Source organism: Cellulosimicrobium sp. TH-20, assembly GCF_002105775.1.
Lineage (GTDB): Bacteria > Actinomycetota > Actinomycetes > Actinomycetales > Cellulomonadaceae > Cellulosimicrobium > Cellulosimicrobium funkei.
In genome coordinates, this window is the sequence record NZ_CP020857.1 from 1,859,909 (window position 1) to 1,875,221 (window position 15,313).

Genomic DNA, 15,313 nt, shown 5'->3' on the forward strand with positions numbered 1-15,313 from the left:
GCGGCCCGGGCTCCGGCGTGTCCGCGCGAGGGGCGTGTCGTGTGCACGGTACTGCGCATCGCGCGGTAGTGTGCATCCCGTGATCCCGGTGGCCGAGCACCGGGACGGACCGGGGCCACGCCCGACGGAGGGACGGATGGACACCACGCAGCTGCTCAAGGGGGTGCTCGACGCGGCGGTGCTCGCCGCGGTCGAGGCCGAGGACGGGTACGGGTACGACGTCGTGCGGCGCCTGCGCGCGGCGGGGCTCGAGGACGTGGGGGACGCGTCCGTGTACGGGACGCTGCGGCGCCTGTACGCGGGCGGGGCGCTGACCACCTACGTCGTGCCGTCCGACGCCGGGCCGCACCGCAAGTACTACGGGATCAACCCGCAGGGCCGGGCCATGCTCGACCTGCACCGCAAGGAGTGGCAGACGTTCGCGGGCACCGTGTCCGCGCTGCTGCGGACCGGAGAGGTGGCCGCCTGATGAGCACGACGACCCCCGCGCAGCCGCCCGCCGGCGCGCCCGTCGGACGGGCCTTCTACGGGCACGTCCACGCCTACGCCCAGCAGGTGCGCGCGCACCTCGCCGACCTGCGCCCCGACCAGGTCGAGGAGCTCGCCGACGGGCTCGAGGCCGACCTCGCCGAGGCGGTCGTCGACGCGCCCGGCGCGCTCCCGCGCCGAGCCCCCGCTTCGGCGTCGTCCGACGGCGCTCCGGCCGGCGCGGCGGGCGCGGCTGGCGCGGCTGGCGCGGAGGCGCTCGACGACACGGGCCTCGACCTCGTCGCGTTCTTCGGTCCGCCCGCCGAGTACGCCGCCGAGCTGCGCACCGCGGCCGGCCTGCCTCCCGTCGCCCCGGGCGCCGCGCGGGGCCCGCGCCCCGGGCTGCGCCGTCGGCTGGCCGGGCTCGGCGCGATGCTCGCGGCGGACTGGCGCGCGGGGTGGCAGCCCGTCACCACGTCGCCGCAGTGGGCCTCGACGGCCGAGTTCCTGCGCGCCCTCACGCCCGCGTGGTGGATCCTGCGCGGCTGGGTCGTGGCGACGCTCCTGCTCTGGATGTTCGGCGGGTACGAGATCGCGATGCTGCCTCCGGACCTGTCGGCGCGGTTCGTGGTGCTCGCGGCGGTCGTGGTGAGCGTGCAGTGGGGGAGGGGCCGATGGCTGCCCACCACGTGGCTGCCGAAGGTCGTGCGCCCGCTGTCCGTCGCGGCCGCGGTCGTCGCGGCACCGCTGGTCCTCCACGCCGCGGCCGCCGGCGCGTCGAGCCCGTACGCGTGGGACCGCGGCTACGAGCAGGGTCGCAGCGACGCGAGCAGCGGCCTGGTGAGCAGCGTGTCGTTCGGGAGCGGGGACTCCCCGGGCACGGCGGGCGTGTGGGTCGACGGCGCGCAGGTGTCCAACCTCTTCGTCTACGACGCGGCGGGCGAGCCGCTCCGCGACGTCCAGGTCTTCGACGACCGCGGCCGCCAGGTCCGCACGATCACCGAGGAAGGTGCCTCCGGGGCGTGGGCGGTGCCCGACGTCGAGGGCACGTGGTACTTCCAGCCCGCCCTGGCGACGGACGGGCGCGAGCGGTGGAACGTCTACCCGCTGCGCGCGGTCGCCGAGGAGGACGTCGAGTACCCCGAGGGCGACGGCCGCCCCGTCCCGGCGACGGGGACGCGCACGCGCGACATGCCGTGGCCGTTCCTCCAGGCGCCGACCGCGGTGCCGTCGAGCGTGGGGGCGGGGGAGACGTCGTCGGGCACGGGCGGGGCCAGCGACGCGCCGGCCGACGAGCCGGCCGAGGGTGACCCGGCGCCGTCGCAGGAGGCCCCCGCGACCCCGCCCGCGGGCGGGGTGCCGCCCGCACCGACCGGCCCGACGCCCGTCGTCGGCGCGATCGGCTGACCGGCAGGCCCGGGGTGGTGCGCCGACGGCGGACGGCGGCGCACCACCCCGGTCCCGGGCCCTGCGGAATGTCGCCTCTGCCCGCGTGTGCCCGCCTCTGCCCCCGTCCGTCCGCGCGGCGTGGGGCGCGTCACGCCCGTCAGGCGGACGCTCCGGCTCGCCTGTGCCGCAACCGGTAATACTCTGGAACCATGCCTCAGAATGACCTGACCTCGGTCAGCCGTGCCCAGACCGCTTCGCCGCGGCCCCGCAAGGTGCCCCGCGTCGTCGTCCTCGGCGGCGGCTCCGTGGGTCTGTACGCCGCCCGCCGGCTGCGCAAGAAGCTCGGTCGCCGCGAGGCGGCGATCGTCGTCGTCGACCCGCGCCCGTACATGACGTACGCGCCGTTCCTCCCCGAGGCGGCCGCGGGCTCGATCGACGGCCGCGACGTCGTCGCGCCGCACCGCCGTGCGCTCAAGGGCGTCGACGTGCTCCAGGGCAAGGTCGTCTCGATCGACCACACGGACCGCCGCGTGACGATCCACCCGGAGGAGGGTGACGACTACTCGGTCACGTACGACCACCTGATCGTCGGCCTCGGCTCGGTGTCGCGCACGCTGCCCATCCCGGGCCTGGCGGAGAACGCGATCGGCTTCAAGAACGTGGAGGAGGCCATCGCGGTCCGCAACCACGTGCTCAACCGCATGGACGTCGCGTCGTCCACGTGGGACGAGAAGCTGCGTCGCCGCATGCTCACGTTCACGTTCGTCGGCGGCGGGTTCGCGGGCATCGAGGCGCTCGCCGAGATCGAGGACATGGCCCGCTACGCGACGCGCAACTACGCGACGATCGAGGAGAAGGACCTCCGCTTCGTCATGATCGAGGGCGCGGGCCGCATCCTGCCCGAGCTGAGCGAGCCCATGGCGCAGTACGCGCTCGACGAGCTCAAGAAGCGCGGCATCGAGTTCCACCTCAGCACGTTCCTGTCGTCGTGCGTGGACGGCCACGTCGTCACGTCGACCGGGGTCGAGTTCGACTCCGACACGATCGTGTGGACCGCGGGCGTCAAGGCGAACCCGGTCCTCAAGGAGTCGTCCGACCTCCCCGTCGACAAGCTGGGCCGCATCACCGTGCTGCCGACGCTCCAGGTCGCGGACGCCGACGGCAACGTCGTGCCGAACGCGTGGGCCGCGGGCGACTGCGCCGCCGTCCCGGACGTGCTGAACCCGGGCAAGTTCTGCCCGCCGAACGCGCAGCACGCCATCCGCGAGGCCACGCGCCTCGCCGACAACCTCGCGCTCGAGCTGCACAGCGAGCCGCCGGTCGAGTACCGCCACAAGAGCGTCGGTACGGTCGCGTCGCTGGGCCTGTACAAGGGCGTCGCGGAGCTGTTCGGCGTGTTCAAGCTCCGCGGGACGCTCGCGTGGCTCATGCACCGCAGCTACCACGTCATGGCGATGCCGACGGGGAACCGCAAGATCCGCATCTTCATCGGCTGGATCGGCCAGTTCCTCATGGGCCGCGAGCTCGTGTCGCTCGGCTCGCTGCACGACCCGCGCGCGGAGTTCCGCGCCGCGTCCGTCCCGCCCAAGAAGGACGGCGACCCGGTCAAGCAGACCGCGCAGGGCTCGGCGGCCGCGGCGGAGTCCGGTGCGGGCACCGTCGACGCCGACGACCGGACGCCGGCGGCGAAGGCCTCCTGAGGTCGCGGCCGGGCCCCGGCCCGGCCGTCGTGCCCGACGACGAGGGGCGAGCCGCGCGTGCGGCTCGCCCCTCGTCGCGTCCAGGTCCCGGGCGGGCGGCCGTCGTGCCGACGGGCCCGGAGAGCGCCGCGCGCGCGGTAGATTCGGCCCGCGCCCCCATGGCCCAACTGGCAGAGGCGGCCGGCTTAAACCCGGCGTGTTCCGGGTTCGAGTCCCGGTGGGGGCACCATGCCGACGGGCGGTCGGCTCCGAGGCGCCAGGCCTCCCCGGGCTAGGACAGCCCCGTCGGGCCCTCCGGCTTGGCCGGGAGAGCGGCCTCCTGGCCGAGGATCACGACGGTGCCGTCCGGGTCCTGTACGCGCGCGACGCGCTCGCCCCACGGCTGGTCCGCGGGCGGCTCCAGGACGGGCACGCCCGCGGCCGCGAGGTGCTCGACGGCGCGGTCGCAGTCGTCGACGTCCACCCACAGCACGACGCGGGTGTCCGCCGGAGGCGGGTCGCCCTGCCCGAGCCCGAGCGGCGACCGGCCCACGCGCACGCTCACGTAGACGGGCGGGCCGTCGTCGGGGAACGCGTACTCGACCGTCCCGCGCAGCAGGTCGCGGTAGAAGCCGAGGGACCGGTCGAGGTCGGCCACGGTGAGGACGGGGAAGAGGCTGCGGAACACGGTCGCTCCTCGGTGCGCTCGGCGGGTCCTCCCATCGTGCGCCTCGTGCCCCGGCCGCGCGCCCCGTGCCCGGGGCGCCGCGCCTCAGCGCGCGAGCAGCTCCTCGGTCGTGGTGCCGGGGACGGACAGCGTCACGCGCGTGCCCCACGGGTCGTGCACGACGACGGAGCGGCCGTCGTCCGCGTGCTCCAGCCCGCGGGCACGGAGGCGCGCGACGAGCGCGTCGAGGTCCTCGCGGCCCGGCACCGTGACGGCGACGTCGCCGAGCCCGAGGCTCGCGGCGCGGGGCCCGGCGCCCGCGCTGTTCCACACGTTCATCGCGACGTGGTGGTGGTACCCGCCCGCGGACGCGAAGAGCGCCCCGCTGTACCCGGTGAGCGTCGCCTCGAAGCCGACGGCGTCGACGTAGAAGGCGTGGGCGGTCGCGACGTCGCCCACCTGCAGGTGCACGTGACCGACGCGGCCCGCGAGCGAGGGGCCGGCGTCGAACGTCTCCTGGTCGAGGTGCGTGCGCAGGTAGGCGTTCGGGTCGAGGAACGTCGTCGTCATGAGGATCTGACCGTGCTCGCGCACCCACGTCTCGCGGGGGCGGTCGGTGTAGAGCTCGACGCCGTTGCCCTCGGGGTCGGTGAAGTAGAACGCCTCGCTGACGAGGTGGTCGCTCGACCCGACGAAGGTGCCGCGGCGGTCCTGCGCGGCGCGGTAGACGGTCGCGGCTAGGCTCGGGCCGTCGTCGAACAGGAAGGCCGTGTGGAACAGGCCGGCCTGGCGCGGGTCGACGGGCGGCAGCCCGGGCGTGTGCACGAGGCGCAGCATGGGCGTGCGGCCGCGGCCCAGCACACGGTGCACCTCGGCGCCGCGCGACCGCTCCTCGAGCGGGGCGAGGGCGAACGCGCCCGTGTAGTACGAGGTCATGAGCTCGAGGTCGCCCACGCGCAGCGTGACGGCGTCCATGCTCGTGGACGGGGACAGGAGGCGGTCGGTCGGCGCGCCCGGCGTGCTCGTGGTCATGTCTTCTCCAACTTGTTGTCGCTACAACTATATTCCCACACCGTGGCGAGGGCTCCCGCACCGGCGCCGTCCTTGCTAGGGTCGGCGCGAACCACGCGGGGCGTCCCGCCCGGGCCACGGCCCGGGCCGAGGGACTGAGACGAGCGGTACGGCCGCCCGGACCCGTCGAACCTGATCTCGCTAGCACGAGCGGAGGAACGTGGGCATGACGACGCCTGCTGCCATCACCCTGAACCCTGTCCTCGCGGACGACCCGACCGCGCTCGTCCGGCAGGAGGAGACCGGCTTCACCGCCGACCTCGCCCGCCGGTACGCGGACCTCTTCGAGACGTTCTACGACCACCCCTTCCTGGCCGGGCTGCGCGACGGCTCCGTCGAGCCCGCCGCGGTCCGCCACTACGTGGGCCAGGACCACCAGTACCTCACGGCCTACCTGCGCTGCTACGGCCTCGGCATGGCCCTCGCGCCCGACCGGTCGTGGGCGGCCTACTTCCACGACAAGGCCGGCTTCCTCCTCGACGACGAGTCGCACGCGCACCACGCGATGTGCGACTTCCTCGGCGTGACGTACGAGGAGGCGCAGACGCACCGCCTCGCGCCCAGCGCGCAGGCCTACGTCGACCACATGACGGCGGCCGGCCGCGACTCGCTCGGCGTGCTGCTCGCCGCGCTGCTGCCGTGCCCGTGGACCTACATCTGGTCCGCGCGGCGCTTCTGGCTCGGCGAGCGCGAGACGACGCCCGGCGCCCTCGGCGACGACCACCCGCTCGCGGGCTGGTGGCAGTTCTACGCGGCCGAGCGCACCGAGGACGTCCTCACGGACCTGCGCGCCCGCCTCGACGCGCTCGCCGCGGACGCGGGCGAGGCGGAGCGCGCGCGCATGGAGCGCGCGTTCGAGCTGAGCTGCCGCCACGAGATCCGCTTCTGGCAGATGGCCTGGTCGCTCGAGCGCTGGTGACCCGTCCGGCCGGGCGCGCGGCCGGCGTCGCGCCGTGCGCCCGGCCTTACGCCAGCAGCAGATACCCACCCGGGTGCCTCGGCACCCGGGTGGGCCGCGGGTAGCGTGAACGCATGGACGCGACGAGCGCGGTGCCGGGCACGCTGCCGGACGTGGTGCCGGACGGGGTGACGCCGAGCCCCCGCTCCCGGGCGGGCGGACGGGCGGAGCCCCTCCTGCGCCACGTCATCGGGGGGATCCTGCGGCGGGCGCGGCTCGCGCAGGGGCGCACGCTCGTCGACGTCGCGGCCGCCGCGCGCGTCTCCACCGCCTACCTGTCCGAGGTGGAGCGCGGGCGCAAGGAGGCGTCGTCCGAGGTCCTCGCCGCCGTGTGCGGCGCCCTCGGCCTGCGCCTCGTCGACCTCGTCGCCCGCACGGGCGAGGAGCTGCGGCCGCTCGCGCCCGTCCGCGTGCTGTCCTCCGCGCGAGAGCGCGGTGCCCTCTCCGCGCCACGGCACGTCGCCCCGGTGGGCGAGCCCGTGCGGGACCTCCCCGTCGCCGAGACGCTCCGACGTCCGACGGCGCGCGCCGGCGACGTCCTGCTCCTCGCGGCCTGAGCGGCGGTCCCGTCGCACCGCGTGTCGTGCGGGGGCCGGGCGCCGTGCGCGCCGCTACCGTCGGTCCATGACGGAGCCGCAGACCGCGCACGGCACGGCAGCCCAGGACGTCCCGGCCCTCCAGGACCTCGTCGACGACGCCGCGTTCCTCTCCCACGAGCACCAGCTCCACCTGACGGACCTCCACGGCGACGACGCCTGGGCCGCGGACCTGACCACCGGGGTCTTCACCTTCACCGCGCCCGACGGCGGGACCGCGACGTGCCGCCTCCAGTTCCTCGGCACGGCCGCGCCCGGGCCGGGCACGTGGATGTGGGCGTGGCAGAACGTCAACGGCTTCCCCGACGCCGTGCTCACCGCCGCCGAGAGCACGCGCCGGACCGGGCTGCGCGAGGCCGCCGAGCCGGAGCTCCCGCTCGCCGACGACCTCGCCCACCGGCTCGCGCTCGCGGCCAAGGCCGTGACCGGCTCGTTCGCCCACTACAGCGCCCCCGTCGGCGGCGGCACGCGGGCGTGGTTCCTCCTGGACGACGCCGACCTCGCCCTGCCCGCCCCGAGCGTGCCGCGCGTCGTGCGGACGCTGAGCGAGGGGCTGTTGTCCGTCACGGTCGTCGACCACCGGCGCGCCGTCGCGTCCTACGCGAGCGCGCGCGGCCTGCCGGCCGTCGAGGACGGGACCGGCGCCGTCGTGCTGGACGTGCCCGACGGCACCGTGACCGTGCGGTTCGACGAGCGCGGACGGATTGCGGGCATCTCCGCGTCGTCCGGGCGGACCGCCGCGCCCCTGGCTGCCGAGCTCGAGGCCGCAGCGGCGGAGCCCGAGGCCGCGGCGTCGGAGCCGGCCGCGGCAGACCCCGCCGCCTCGGCGCCGACGGCGCCCGCGCTCACCGTCCCGGAGCCGCCGGCGGAGGAGCCGGCCGCGCCCGAGCCTGCGGCCGCGGCGCCGGAACCGGCCGTGCCCGAGCCGTCGACCGCGGAGACGACGACCCCCGAGCCGCGCCGCCGGTCGTGGTTCCGACGACGCGGCTGACGACGCCCGGGTCACCCCCGCGGTCGGGCGTCACGCCGCCGCGGCGAGCTTGCGCGAGGTGACGACGGCGTCCGCGACGCCGTACTCCACGGCCTGGCGCGCGGTGAGCACCAGGTCGCGGTCGGTGTCGGTGCGCAGGCGCTCCACGGTCTGGCCCGTGTGCCGCGCCAGCACCTCCTCCGTCTCGGACCGGATCCGGAGGATCTCCTCGGCCTGGATCGACAGGTCCGAGATCGTGCCCTCCCCGCCGCCCGACGGCTGGTGCAGCAGGACGCGCGAGTGCTCCAGCACGAACCGCTTGCCGGGCGTGCCCGCCGCGAGCAGGACGGCCGCGGCGGAGGCCGCCTGGCCCATGCAGATGGTCGAGACGTCGCAGCGGACGAACTGCATCGTGTCGTAGATCGCCATGAGCGCCGTCGCGGAACCGCCCGGGGAGTTGATGTACAGCCCGATCTCCTGGTCCGGGGCGTCCGACTCCAGGTGCAGGAGCTGCGCCATGACGACGTTCGCGACGCCGTCGTCGATCTCGGTGCCCAGGAACACGATGCGCTCGGACAGCAGGCGGGAGAAGACGTCGAACGCGCGCTCGCCCAGCGGCGTGCGCTCGACCACGGTCGGGATCGTGTAGCTCGCCATCACAGACCCACCTTCCGGGCCGCGCGGGCGGGGCGGACGTCGTCGACGCTCTCGACGATCCGGTCGACCATCCCGTACTCGAGCGCCTGCTGCGCCGTGAACCAACGGTCGCGGTCGGAGTCGTCGGCGATGGTCTCGACGGACTGCCCGGTGCTCTCCGCGAGCAGCCGGTGCATGAGCCCCTTGGTGTACACGAGGTTCTCCGCCTGGATCGCGATGTCGACGGCGGTGCCCCCGATCCCGGCCGACGGCTGGTGCATCATGATCCGCGCGTGCGGCAGCGCGAACCGCTTGCCCGGCGTCCCCGCGCACAGGAGGAACTGGCCCATGCTCGCGGCGAAGCCCATCGCGACGGTCGACACGTCGTTGGGGATGAGCCGCATCGTGTCGTAGATCGCGAGGCCGGCGCTCACCGAGCCGCCGGGGGAGTTGACGTAGAGCGCGACGTCCGCGCGCGGGTCCTCCGCCGAGAGCAGGAGGAGCTGGGCGCACAGGCGGTTCGCGACGGCGTCGTCCACGGCCGTGCCGAGGACGACGATGCGCTGGTGGAGCAGGCGCGTCGTGAGCTGGTCGTCGAACGACGAGGCCGCCGGGGCGGCGGCCTCCGCGCGCGGGGTCCGGTGGTGGTCGCCGACGGCGGGTCGGCCGGTCAGGTGCGTGGTCATGCGACCACCCTGCGCCCGGCCGGGCCCCGTGAGGAGGCCGATCTGCCGTCGGCACATTCGCCGACGGCAGATCGGCCGTCGCCGGGCTATCTGATGGGCCAGTCCCGGTGCTCGACCACGATGCCGCTCGGTGCAGGGCTGATCGTCACGTAGACCTTGGCCGTGGCCCGCGTGCCGTACGGGTTGCCCAGGATGCACCCGAGGTCGACGTAGCCGCCCGCGCTGAGGTGCTCGGTCCACGTGAAGCTGCCGATGCGGTTCCCGTCGTAGTAGCACGCGAAGGTGTAGGTGCCGGAGGGGAACGTCGCGTTCGCGTTGACGCGGAAGACCGTGCAGACGCTGGTGTTCTGGCAGTCGCCCCACGAGCCGGTGGCCTTCCCGGGCCCACGCGTGACCCAGATGGTCGGCGGGACCGGGCGAGGGTCGGTGCGGTGCGTCGCCCAGCCGCTCCACGGCCCGCACCCGGCGGCGTTGCACGCCTGCGCCCGGAGGCGGAACGTCTGGTCGTAGTCGTTCCCGACGTCGACCGTCTGCCCCGAGCCGCTGGACCCGCCCTCGATCTGCCAGTTGTAGCGCGAGACGCCGTTGCCGCCGTTCGACGAGGGCGCGGAGATCGAGAAGCGGCCCGAGGTCGCGCTCAGTCGGGACACGGACACGCCCGGCTCGCTGGGCTTGCCGTACGCGCTGATCGACCCGGACGCCGGGCTCGACGTGGACGTGCCGCCCTTGTTCGTCGCGGTGACGGTGAACGTGTAGTTCCCGGCGGGGAGGCCCGTGAAGTCGACGGACGTGCCGTCGACGTCCTTCTTCGCGCCCCCGGGCGACGCCGTGACGGTGTACTTCGTGATCGGGCTGCCGTTCGCGTCGGCGGCGCCCCAGGACACGCGCGGGATGCCGCTGTCCTGCCCGCCGCCGCCCACGTTCTGCACGCTCGGCCGGGGCGGAGCCTCGGGGCGCCCGTAGGGGACCACGGCCGCGGACGCCGCGCTCTCCGCCGTCCGGCCCGCCTTGTTCTCGGCCGTCACCGTGAACGTGTACGACGACTCGTTGTCGAGGCCCGTCGCCTTGTGGCTCGTCGCGGTGAGGGAGAGCGCGGCGCCGTCGCGGGAGCCGTTCTTGTACCGCTGCAGGGTGTAGCCCTTGATCGCGTCGCCGTTCTCGAACGGCGCCTTCCACGACACGTCGATCGAGCCGCCGTTGAGCGGCGAGTCCGCGGCGCGGGCCGCGGTCGGCGTCTCCGGGACGTCCGGCAGGCCCGCCGGGATCTCCTCGGCCGAGTACTCGCCCCAGTCCGAGGGGTCGGGGGCGAGGTTGTTCGCCCGGACCCGGACGCTGTACGCGGTGCCGTTCTCGAGCCCGTTCCACACGTACTGGGTGCCCGAGAGCGCCGTGACCTGGACGGCGCCGCCCTTCGGCGCCGGGGAGATCTCGAGGTCGACCGTCTCGATCGGCGAGCGGTCGGTGTAGGTCTTGTTGGTCCAGGTGACCGTGAGGGACTTGTCGCCGAACTCGAGGGTGGGTGCGGCGGGCGGGTCGGGCTTCTCGTCGGGTCGCGCGACGGCGGAGGCCGGGGAGGCGGGTCCGTCGCCGACGGCGTTGGTCGCGTAGACGGTGAAGGTGTACTCGACGTTGTTGGTCAGCCCGTCCAGGGTGCAGGTGGTGGTGCCGCAGGCCTTCTCGTAGCCGTTCTGGGAGCGCACGGTGTAGCCGGTGATGTCGGCGCCGTTGTTGTTCGGCGGGTCCCAGGTGAGCACGACGGTCTTGGAGCGGACCTCGACGACCTGCGGGGTCGAGGGCGCCTCGGGCTTGCCCAGCACCTTGAGCTGGACGCGGCCCTCGACCATGCGGTCGGGGTCCTTCGTCGCGTCCTGGATCCGGTAGACGACCACCATGACGCCCACGAACGAGTCGGCGGGCGTCACGACGACGTCGCCCCCGCTGTACGACACGTCGCCGCTGCCCGTCTCGACGCTCGCCGCCACGATCTCGAGCGGCGTGTCGGGGAAGGGGTTGGAGTCGTTGGCCAGGACTGGCACGGTGGTGGCCTTGCCCTGGTGCGCGTCGTCGACGGTGTCGGGGTTGGCGCGCGGCAGGGGCCGGGTCGAGGCCACGACGGTCAGGGTCGCGGTGCCCTCGACCGGGGGGTGCTCGCCGTCGGTGACGGTGATCGGTACCTGCACGACCGAGCCCTTGGGCACGTCCGGGGTCGCCTGGGCGCGCAGCGTGGTGCCCTCGACGGACACGGTCACGCCCTGGGCCTGGCCGGTGGCCCGGAACGCCAGGGGGTCGCCGTCGGGGTCGGTCGCGAAGCGCGCGAGGTCGATCGAGGCCTCCTCGCCCGCCGCGACGTCGAGCGTCGGGGTCGACAGCTCCGGCGGCAGGTTCTCCGGCGGCACGACGCTGATCGGCAGCGTGAGCAGCGCGGTGTGGCCGTCGCGGTCGTCGGGACCGGAGCCGTCGGTGACCTCGAAGGTCACGGCGGCGGGACCGACGTAGTCCGGCGCGGACGTGTAGGTGATCTCCGTGGTCGAGAGGACCTCGCGCGTGCCCTCGAGCGCGGTGACCTTCTCCTCCGTGGTGAGCCGGGGAGTCTTGCCCTCGACGACCAGGACGTAGTCCGTGATGTCGATGGGCAGCGGCTCGCCGCTCACGACCTCCAGGGGCGTGATGCCGGGACGGAGGGTCGGGGCCTGGTCGGTGAGGCCGGGGACCTTGACGAAGGCCTTGGCGGTCAGGCCGTCGATGTCGGTCGCGGTGTAGGTGATGACCTGGCGGCCCTCGGTGAGGGTGACGGTGAGCTCGCCGTCGGGGGTGACGCTCGCGGTGGTCGCGTCGGTGGTGACGGTGAGCTCGCTCGCGGCGCCGTCGGGGTCCTCGTCGTTGTCCAGGACGGGGACGGTGACCTCGGTCTTGCCCAGGATGTCCTCCACGGGCACGGTGTCGTCGCGCGCGACCGGGGGCAGCAGGGGCGCGTTCGCCGAGACGTTCACGGTGACCGCGCCGGTCGCGCGGGCGCCGTAGGTGTCCTGGATCTGGTAGTAGAACGAGTACGAGCCGTCCTGGTCGGGCGAGGTCAGCACGATGCGGTCGGCCACGACCTCGGCGTCCAGGTCGTGGGTGTCCTCGATCCCGCCCGGGACCAGGCCGACCTGGTCGCCGTCGGGGTCGGTGTCGTTGGCCAGCGCCGCGACCGAGACCGTACGCCCCGGGCGCACCGTCACCTCGTCGTCCACCGCGACCGGCGACTGGTTGGTGTCCGCGGGACGGGCGATGCCGACGTTGACCGTGCCCGTGGCGGTGGCGCCGCGCGCGTCGAGCACGGAGTAGGTGAACGTGTCCGCCCCGGTCGCGTTCTTCGACGCGGCGTACTCGATCATCCCGTCCACGACCCGGGCGGTGCCCTTGCCCGCGGGGGTGGCGATGCCGGTGACCTGGACGGAGTCGCCGTCGGGGTCGATGCCGTCCAGCGGCACCGCGATGCGCACGCTGGACCCGGACAGCACCCGGGCCTCGATCTCGCGCGGCTGCGGCGGGGCGTTGTCCTCACCGTCACGGATCCGGATCGTGACCTGGGCCGAGTCCTCCTGCCCGTTGACGTCCCGCACCCGGTAGATCGCGTACGCCGTGCCCGCCTCCGGACCCGCCTTGAACCGCAGCGAGTCCTCCGACACGAACGCCTCGCCCAGCGCCGGATCCACGTCCTGCTCCAGCTCCGGCTGCAGGAACAGCTCCAACCCGTCCGGGTGCGTGTCGTTCTTCAGCACCGGGACCGTCACCACGTCCCCCGCGTGCACCGTCACCTCGTCCGCGACCGCGTTCGGCGGCTGCAACCGCGTCGGCGCCGGCACCGGCACGACCCGCACCTGGCCGGTCGCGGTCTCGGTGCCGTTGGAGGCCGTGTACTCCACCGTCACCGGCGCGTCCAGGCGCCGGATCTCGGTCACCCGCAGCATCTGGTGGGCCAGGATCGCGACCGACACCCCGGCGTCGGCGGGCACGCGCACGGACTGCACGACGAGCACGCCGCCCGCGGGGTCCGTGTCGTTCGCGAGGACGTCCACGAGCGTGGACCCGCCCGCCGGGAGGAGCGCGGTGTCGGTGACGACGACGGGCGCGCCCTCGGCCTCGGACGGCGGCAGGACGTCGACCCGGACGAGGCCCGTGGTCGCGTTCGGGCCGTCGGTCACCTGGTACGTCAGGTCGTAGGAGCGCGGCTCCATCGAGAGGAACGTGAACGTGCCCGCGTCGTAGTTCGGCGTGATCTGCGCCGGGGCGGACTCCGAGACCGACGCCAGGCGCAGGTCGTCCCCGTTCGGGTCGGTGTCGTTGCGCAGCGGCTCGACCGTCACCGGCTGCCCCGCCGGGACCACCACGTGGTCGCTCACCGCGACCGGCGGCTGCGGACCGGGCACCACGTCGACCAGCAGCTTGCCCTCGAAGGACAGCTCGCCGTCGGAGACGAGCAGGGTCACGATCTTGCGCCCGGTCGAGCCGCCGCCGTCGCGCAGCTCGACCGTGCCGTCGGGGCGCGAGCGCACGTCGTCGCCCGCGACCGTCGCGGCCGCCGACGCGAGGTACAGGTCGTCGCCGTCCGGGTCCTTGAAGAAGGGCAGCACCTTGATCGTCGCGGCGCCGCCCTGGGCGACGCGCAGGACCGGGTCCCCGGTCTGCTCGGGGGGAGCGTTCTCGCCCCAGGGGGACACCTTGAGGGTGACGCCCGCCTCGGCGACGCCGCCGCGGCCGTCGGACACGGAGTACCGGAACGACCCCGTGCCCTCGGCGTCCTCGGGGACCACGGCCTGGAGCGCGGCGCCGCCCATGATGGTCTGCACGGTCGCGTTCGACGGCGAGTCCCCGACGAGCGACGCCGTCATCACGTCCCCGTCCGGGTCCACGTCGTTGCCCAGCACCGGCAGGATCGTCGTGCGCCCCGGACGCACCCCGAACGTGTCGTCCTTCGGCTGCGGCGGCCGGTTCGGCTGGGACCGGTCCGCGATGAACTGGTCCACCTGCTCGGGGTTCGTCAGCTCCGCGTCGGCCTCCTCGCCCTCGGCCTCCTCGGGCATCTGGACGTCCCAGTCGTCGACCTTCTGGTACTCGTCCGCCGCCATCCACAACGTCCCCGCCGACAGGTCGTTGAGCACGATCACCTGCCGGTTCACCCGGTACTCCAGGCGGGTCTGGGGGTCGAGCCCCTCGAGGCGCTCGTCGACGTCGCGGTCGGTGCCCTCGCAGTCGCGGATGACCTGGCCGGTCGAGGCCCACGCCCCGTACGTGCACGACCCGAGGCGCACCGGGGCGGCCGGGACGCCCTGGGCGGCGCGGCGCTGGGCGTCGCCGCCCTTCAGAGGCTGGGTCACGAGCGCGTCGGTCGTCGCGACGACGACGTCGCCCGACCCGGCGGACGGCTGCTGGAGCCGCGCCTGCTCCGCGCCCTCGACCGCGACGGTCCGGCCGCCGGGCAGCACGAGCTGCGAGGCCGAGCGGTCGAGGACGACGGGCTCGTCACCGACGGCCGTCACCTCGACCTCGGCGCCCTTCCCGACCGGGAGGGACGTCGACGTCGGATCGCCGGAGACGGCGCCCTTGCTCGTGGTCTCGACCGTCCAGAGCGCTCCGGTCGAGGGGATCGCGACGAAGACCGTCCCGTCCTCGGAGACCGTCAGCGCGCCGTCACCGCCGACCTCGGCCGTCGGGTCGAGCTTCTCGGCGTCGAACGAGGTGGCGCCGTCGAACGGCAGGACCCACAGCAGGCCCTCCTCGCCGTCGAGGATCGCGGTCGTCGCGCCGCCGGAGGCGACCTGCGCCCCGGCCGGCAGGCGGATCTGCCCGGTGAGCTTGAGGTGGGCGACGTCCACGGGGGACGACGTGCTCGTCCCCTGGTCGTCGAGGAGGACGCGGCCCGCGTCCTGCTGCACGTCGAACGACGCGCTGCCCGCGTTGAGCGTGCCGTCCATCGCCTGGGACTCGTAGTTGAACCGCCCCACCAGGCCGGCCGACGTCTTCGTCACCCACACGCCCGAGTCGTTGAGGTCCACGTCCGCCGTGGCCTCGCCCTCGTAGAGCAGCGCCATGCCCACCAGCGCCGTCGAGAACACCGACACGGTGCTCACCGACGCGACGGTACGACGATGCTCGCGGATGGTCGTGAGAAGACCCACCTGTGCTCCTCTGTGCCTGGGCGGGGCACACG

At 74.3% G+C, this 15,313-nt stretch carries 11 protein-coding genes, 1 tRNA gene and 1 riboswitch; of the genes, 7 read left to right on the forward strand and 5 right to left on the reverse strand.

All coding sequences use genetic code 11. The features are described from left to right. Positions 1–136: 136 nt before the first annotated feature. The 4 genes from B8281_RS08270 (at position 137) to B8281_RS08285 (ending at position 3,786) form a co-directional block, all read left to right on the forward strand. Positions 137–469 carry a PadR family transcriptional regulator gene (locus B8281_RS08270; protein WP_034651541.1) on the forward strand — a complete coding sequence of 111 codons (333 nt, stop codon included), beginning with the start codon at positions 137–139 and terminating at the stop codon, positions 467–469. After that, entirely contained in the window at positions 469–1,875 is a 1,407-nt protein-coding gene (locus tag B8281_RS08275) for a hypothetical protein (RefSeq protein WP_085387466.1), read from the forward strand. Before B8281_RS08270 ends, B8281_RS08275 begins: the two co-directional genes overlap by 1 nt. 191 nt (positions 1,876–2,066) lie before the next feature. Next, positions 2,067–3,557 (forward strand): NAD(P)/FAD-dependent oxidoreductase, encoded by a 1,491-nt coding sequence (locus B8281_RS08280; RefSeq protein WP_043656236.1) that lies wholly within the window; start codon positions 2,067–2,069, stop codon positions 3,555–3,557. A gap of 152 nt (positions 3,558–3,709) precedes the next feature. After that, positions 3,710–3,786, forward strand: a tRNA-Leu gene (locus B8281_RS08285). A 42-nt stretch (positions 3,787–3,828) separates the two neighbouring features. On the opposite strand, the gene B8281_RS08290 is transcribed toward B8281_RS08285, so the two are convergent. Next, on the reverse strand, positions 3,829–4,224 hold the full coding sequence (locus B8281_RS08290; protein WP_085387467.1) for a glyoxalase/bleomycin resistance/extradiol dioxygenase family protein: 396 nt from the start codon (positions 4,222–4,224) through the stop codon (positions 3,829–3,831). Between the two features lie 84 nt (positions 4,225–4,308). Next, on the reverse strand, positions 4,309–5,235 hold the full coding sequence (locus tag B8281_RS08295) for a VOC family protein (protein WP_061268676.1): 927 nt from the start codon (positions 5,233–5,235) through the stop codon (positions 4,309–4,311). Between the two features lie 86 nt (positions 5,236–5,321). Further along, positions 5,322–5,450: riboswitch (TPP riboswitch) on the forward strand. Between B8281_RS08295 and B8281_RS08300 the strand changes: the two genes are divergently transcribed. The 3 genes from B8281_RS08300 to B8281_RS08310 all read left to right on the forward strand — a co-directional run bounded on the left by B8281_RS08300 (position 5,441) and on the right by B8281_RS08310 (position 7,819). After that, complete coding sequence (locus B8281_RS08300) at positions 5,441–6,193, forward strand: TenA family protein (RefSeq protein ID WP_021483086.1); 753 nt, start codon at positions 5,441–5,443, stop codon at positions 6,191–6,193. Its footprint overlaps the riboswitch before it by 10 nt. A 113-nt stretch (positions 6,194–6,306) precedes the next feature. Then, a complete protein-coding gene (locus B8281_RS20035) occupies positions 6,307–6,789 on the forward strand; it encodes a helix-turn-helix domain-containing protein (protein WP_009866253.1) in 483 nt (160 codons plus the stop codon). Positions 6,790–6,856: 67 nt separating this feature from the next. Further along, positions 6,857–7,819, forward strand: a complete 963-nt coding sequence (locus B8281_RS08310; protein ID WP_085387468.1) for a DUF6882 domain-containing protein — start codon at positions 6,857–6,859, stop codon at positions 7,817–7,819. Between the two features lie 30 nt (positions 7,820–7,849). Here B8281_RS08310 and B8281_RS08315 read toward each other — a convergent pair whose 3' ends face one another. The 3 genes from B8281_RS08315 to B8281_RS08325 all read right to left on the reverse strand — a co-directional run bounded on the left by B8281_RS08315 (position 7,850) and on the right by B8281_RS08325 (position 15,233). Continuing rightward, complete coding sequence (locus tag B8281_RS08315) at positions 7,850–8,455, reverse strand: ClpP family protease (protein ID WP_085388681.1); 606 nt, start codon at positions 8,453–8,455, stop codon at positions 7,850–7,852. After that, positions 8,455–9,120, reverse strand: coding sequence for a ClpP family protease (locus B8281_RS08320; protein ID WP_043659111.1), 666 nt, complete (start codon positions 9,118–9,120; stop codon positions 8,455–8,457). The genes B8281_RS08315 and B8281_RS08320 overlap by 1 nt, the downstream gene beginning before the upstream one ends. 86 nt (positions 9,121–9,206) lie before the next feature. Then, positions 9,207–15,233 (reverse strand): Ig-like domain-containing protein, encoded by a 6,027-nt coding sequence (locus B8281_RS08325; RefSeq protein ID WP_232322732.1) that lies wholly within the window; start codon positions 15,231–15,233, stop codon positions 9,207–9,209. Between the last annotated feature and the right edge of the window lie 80 nt (positions 15,234–15,313).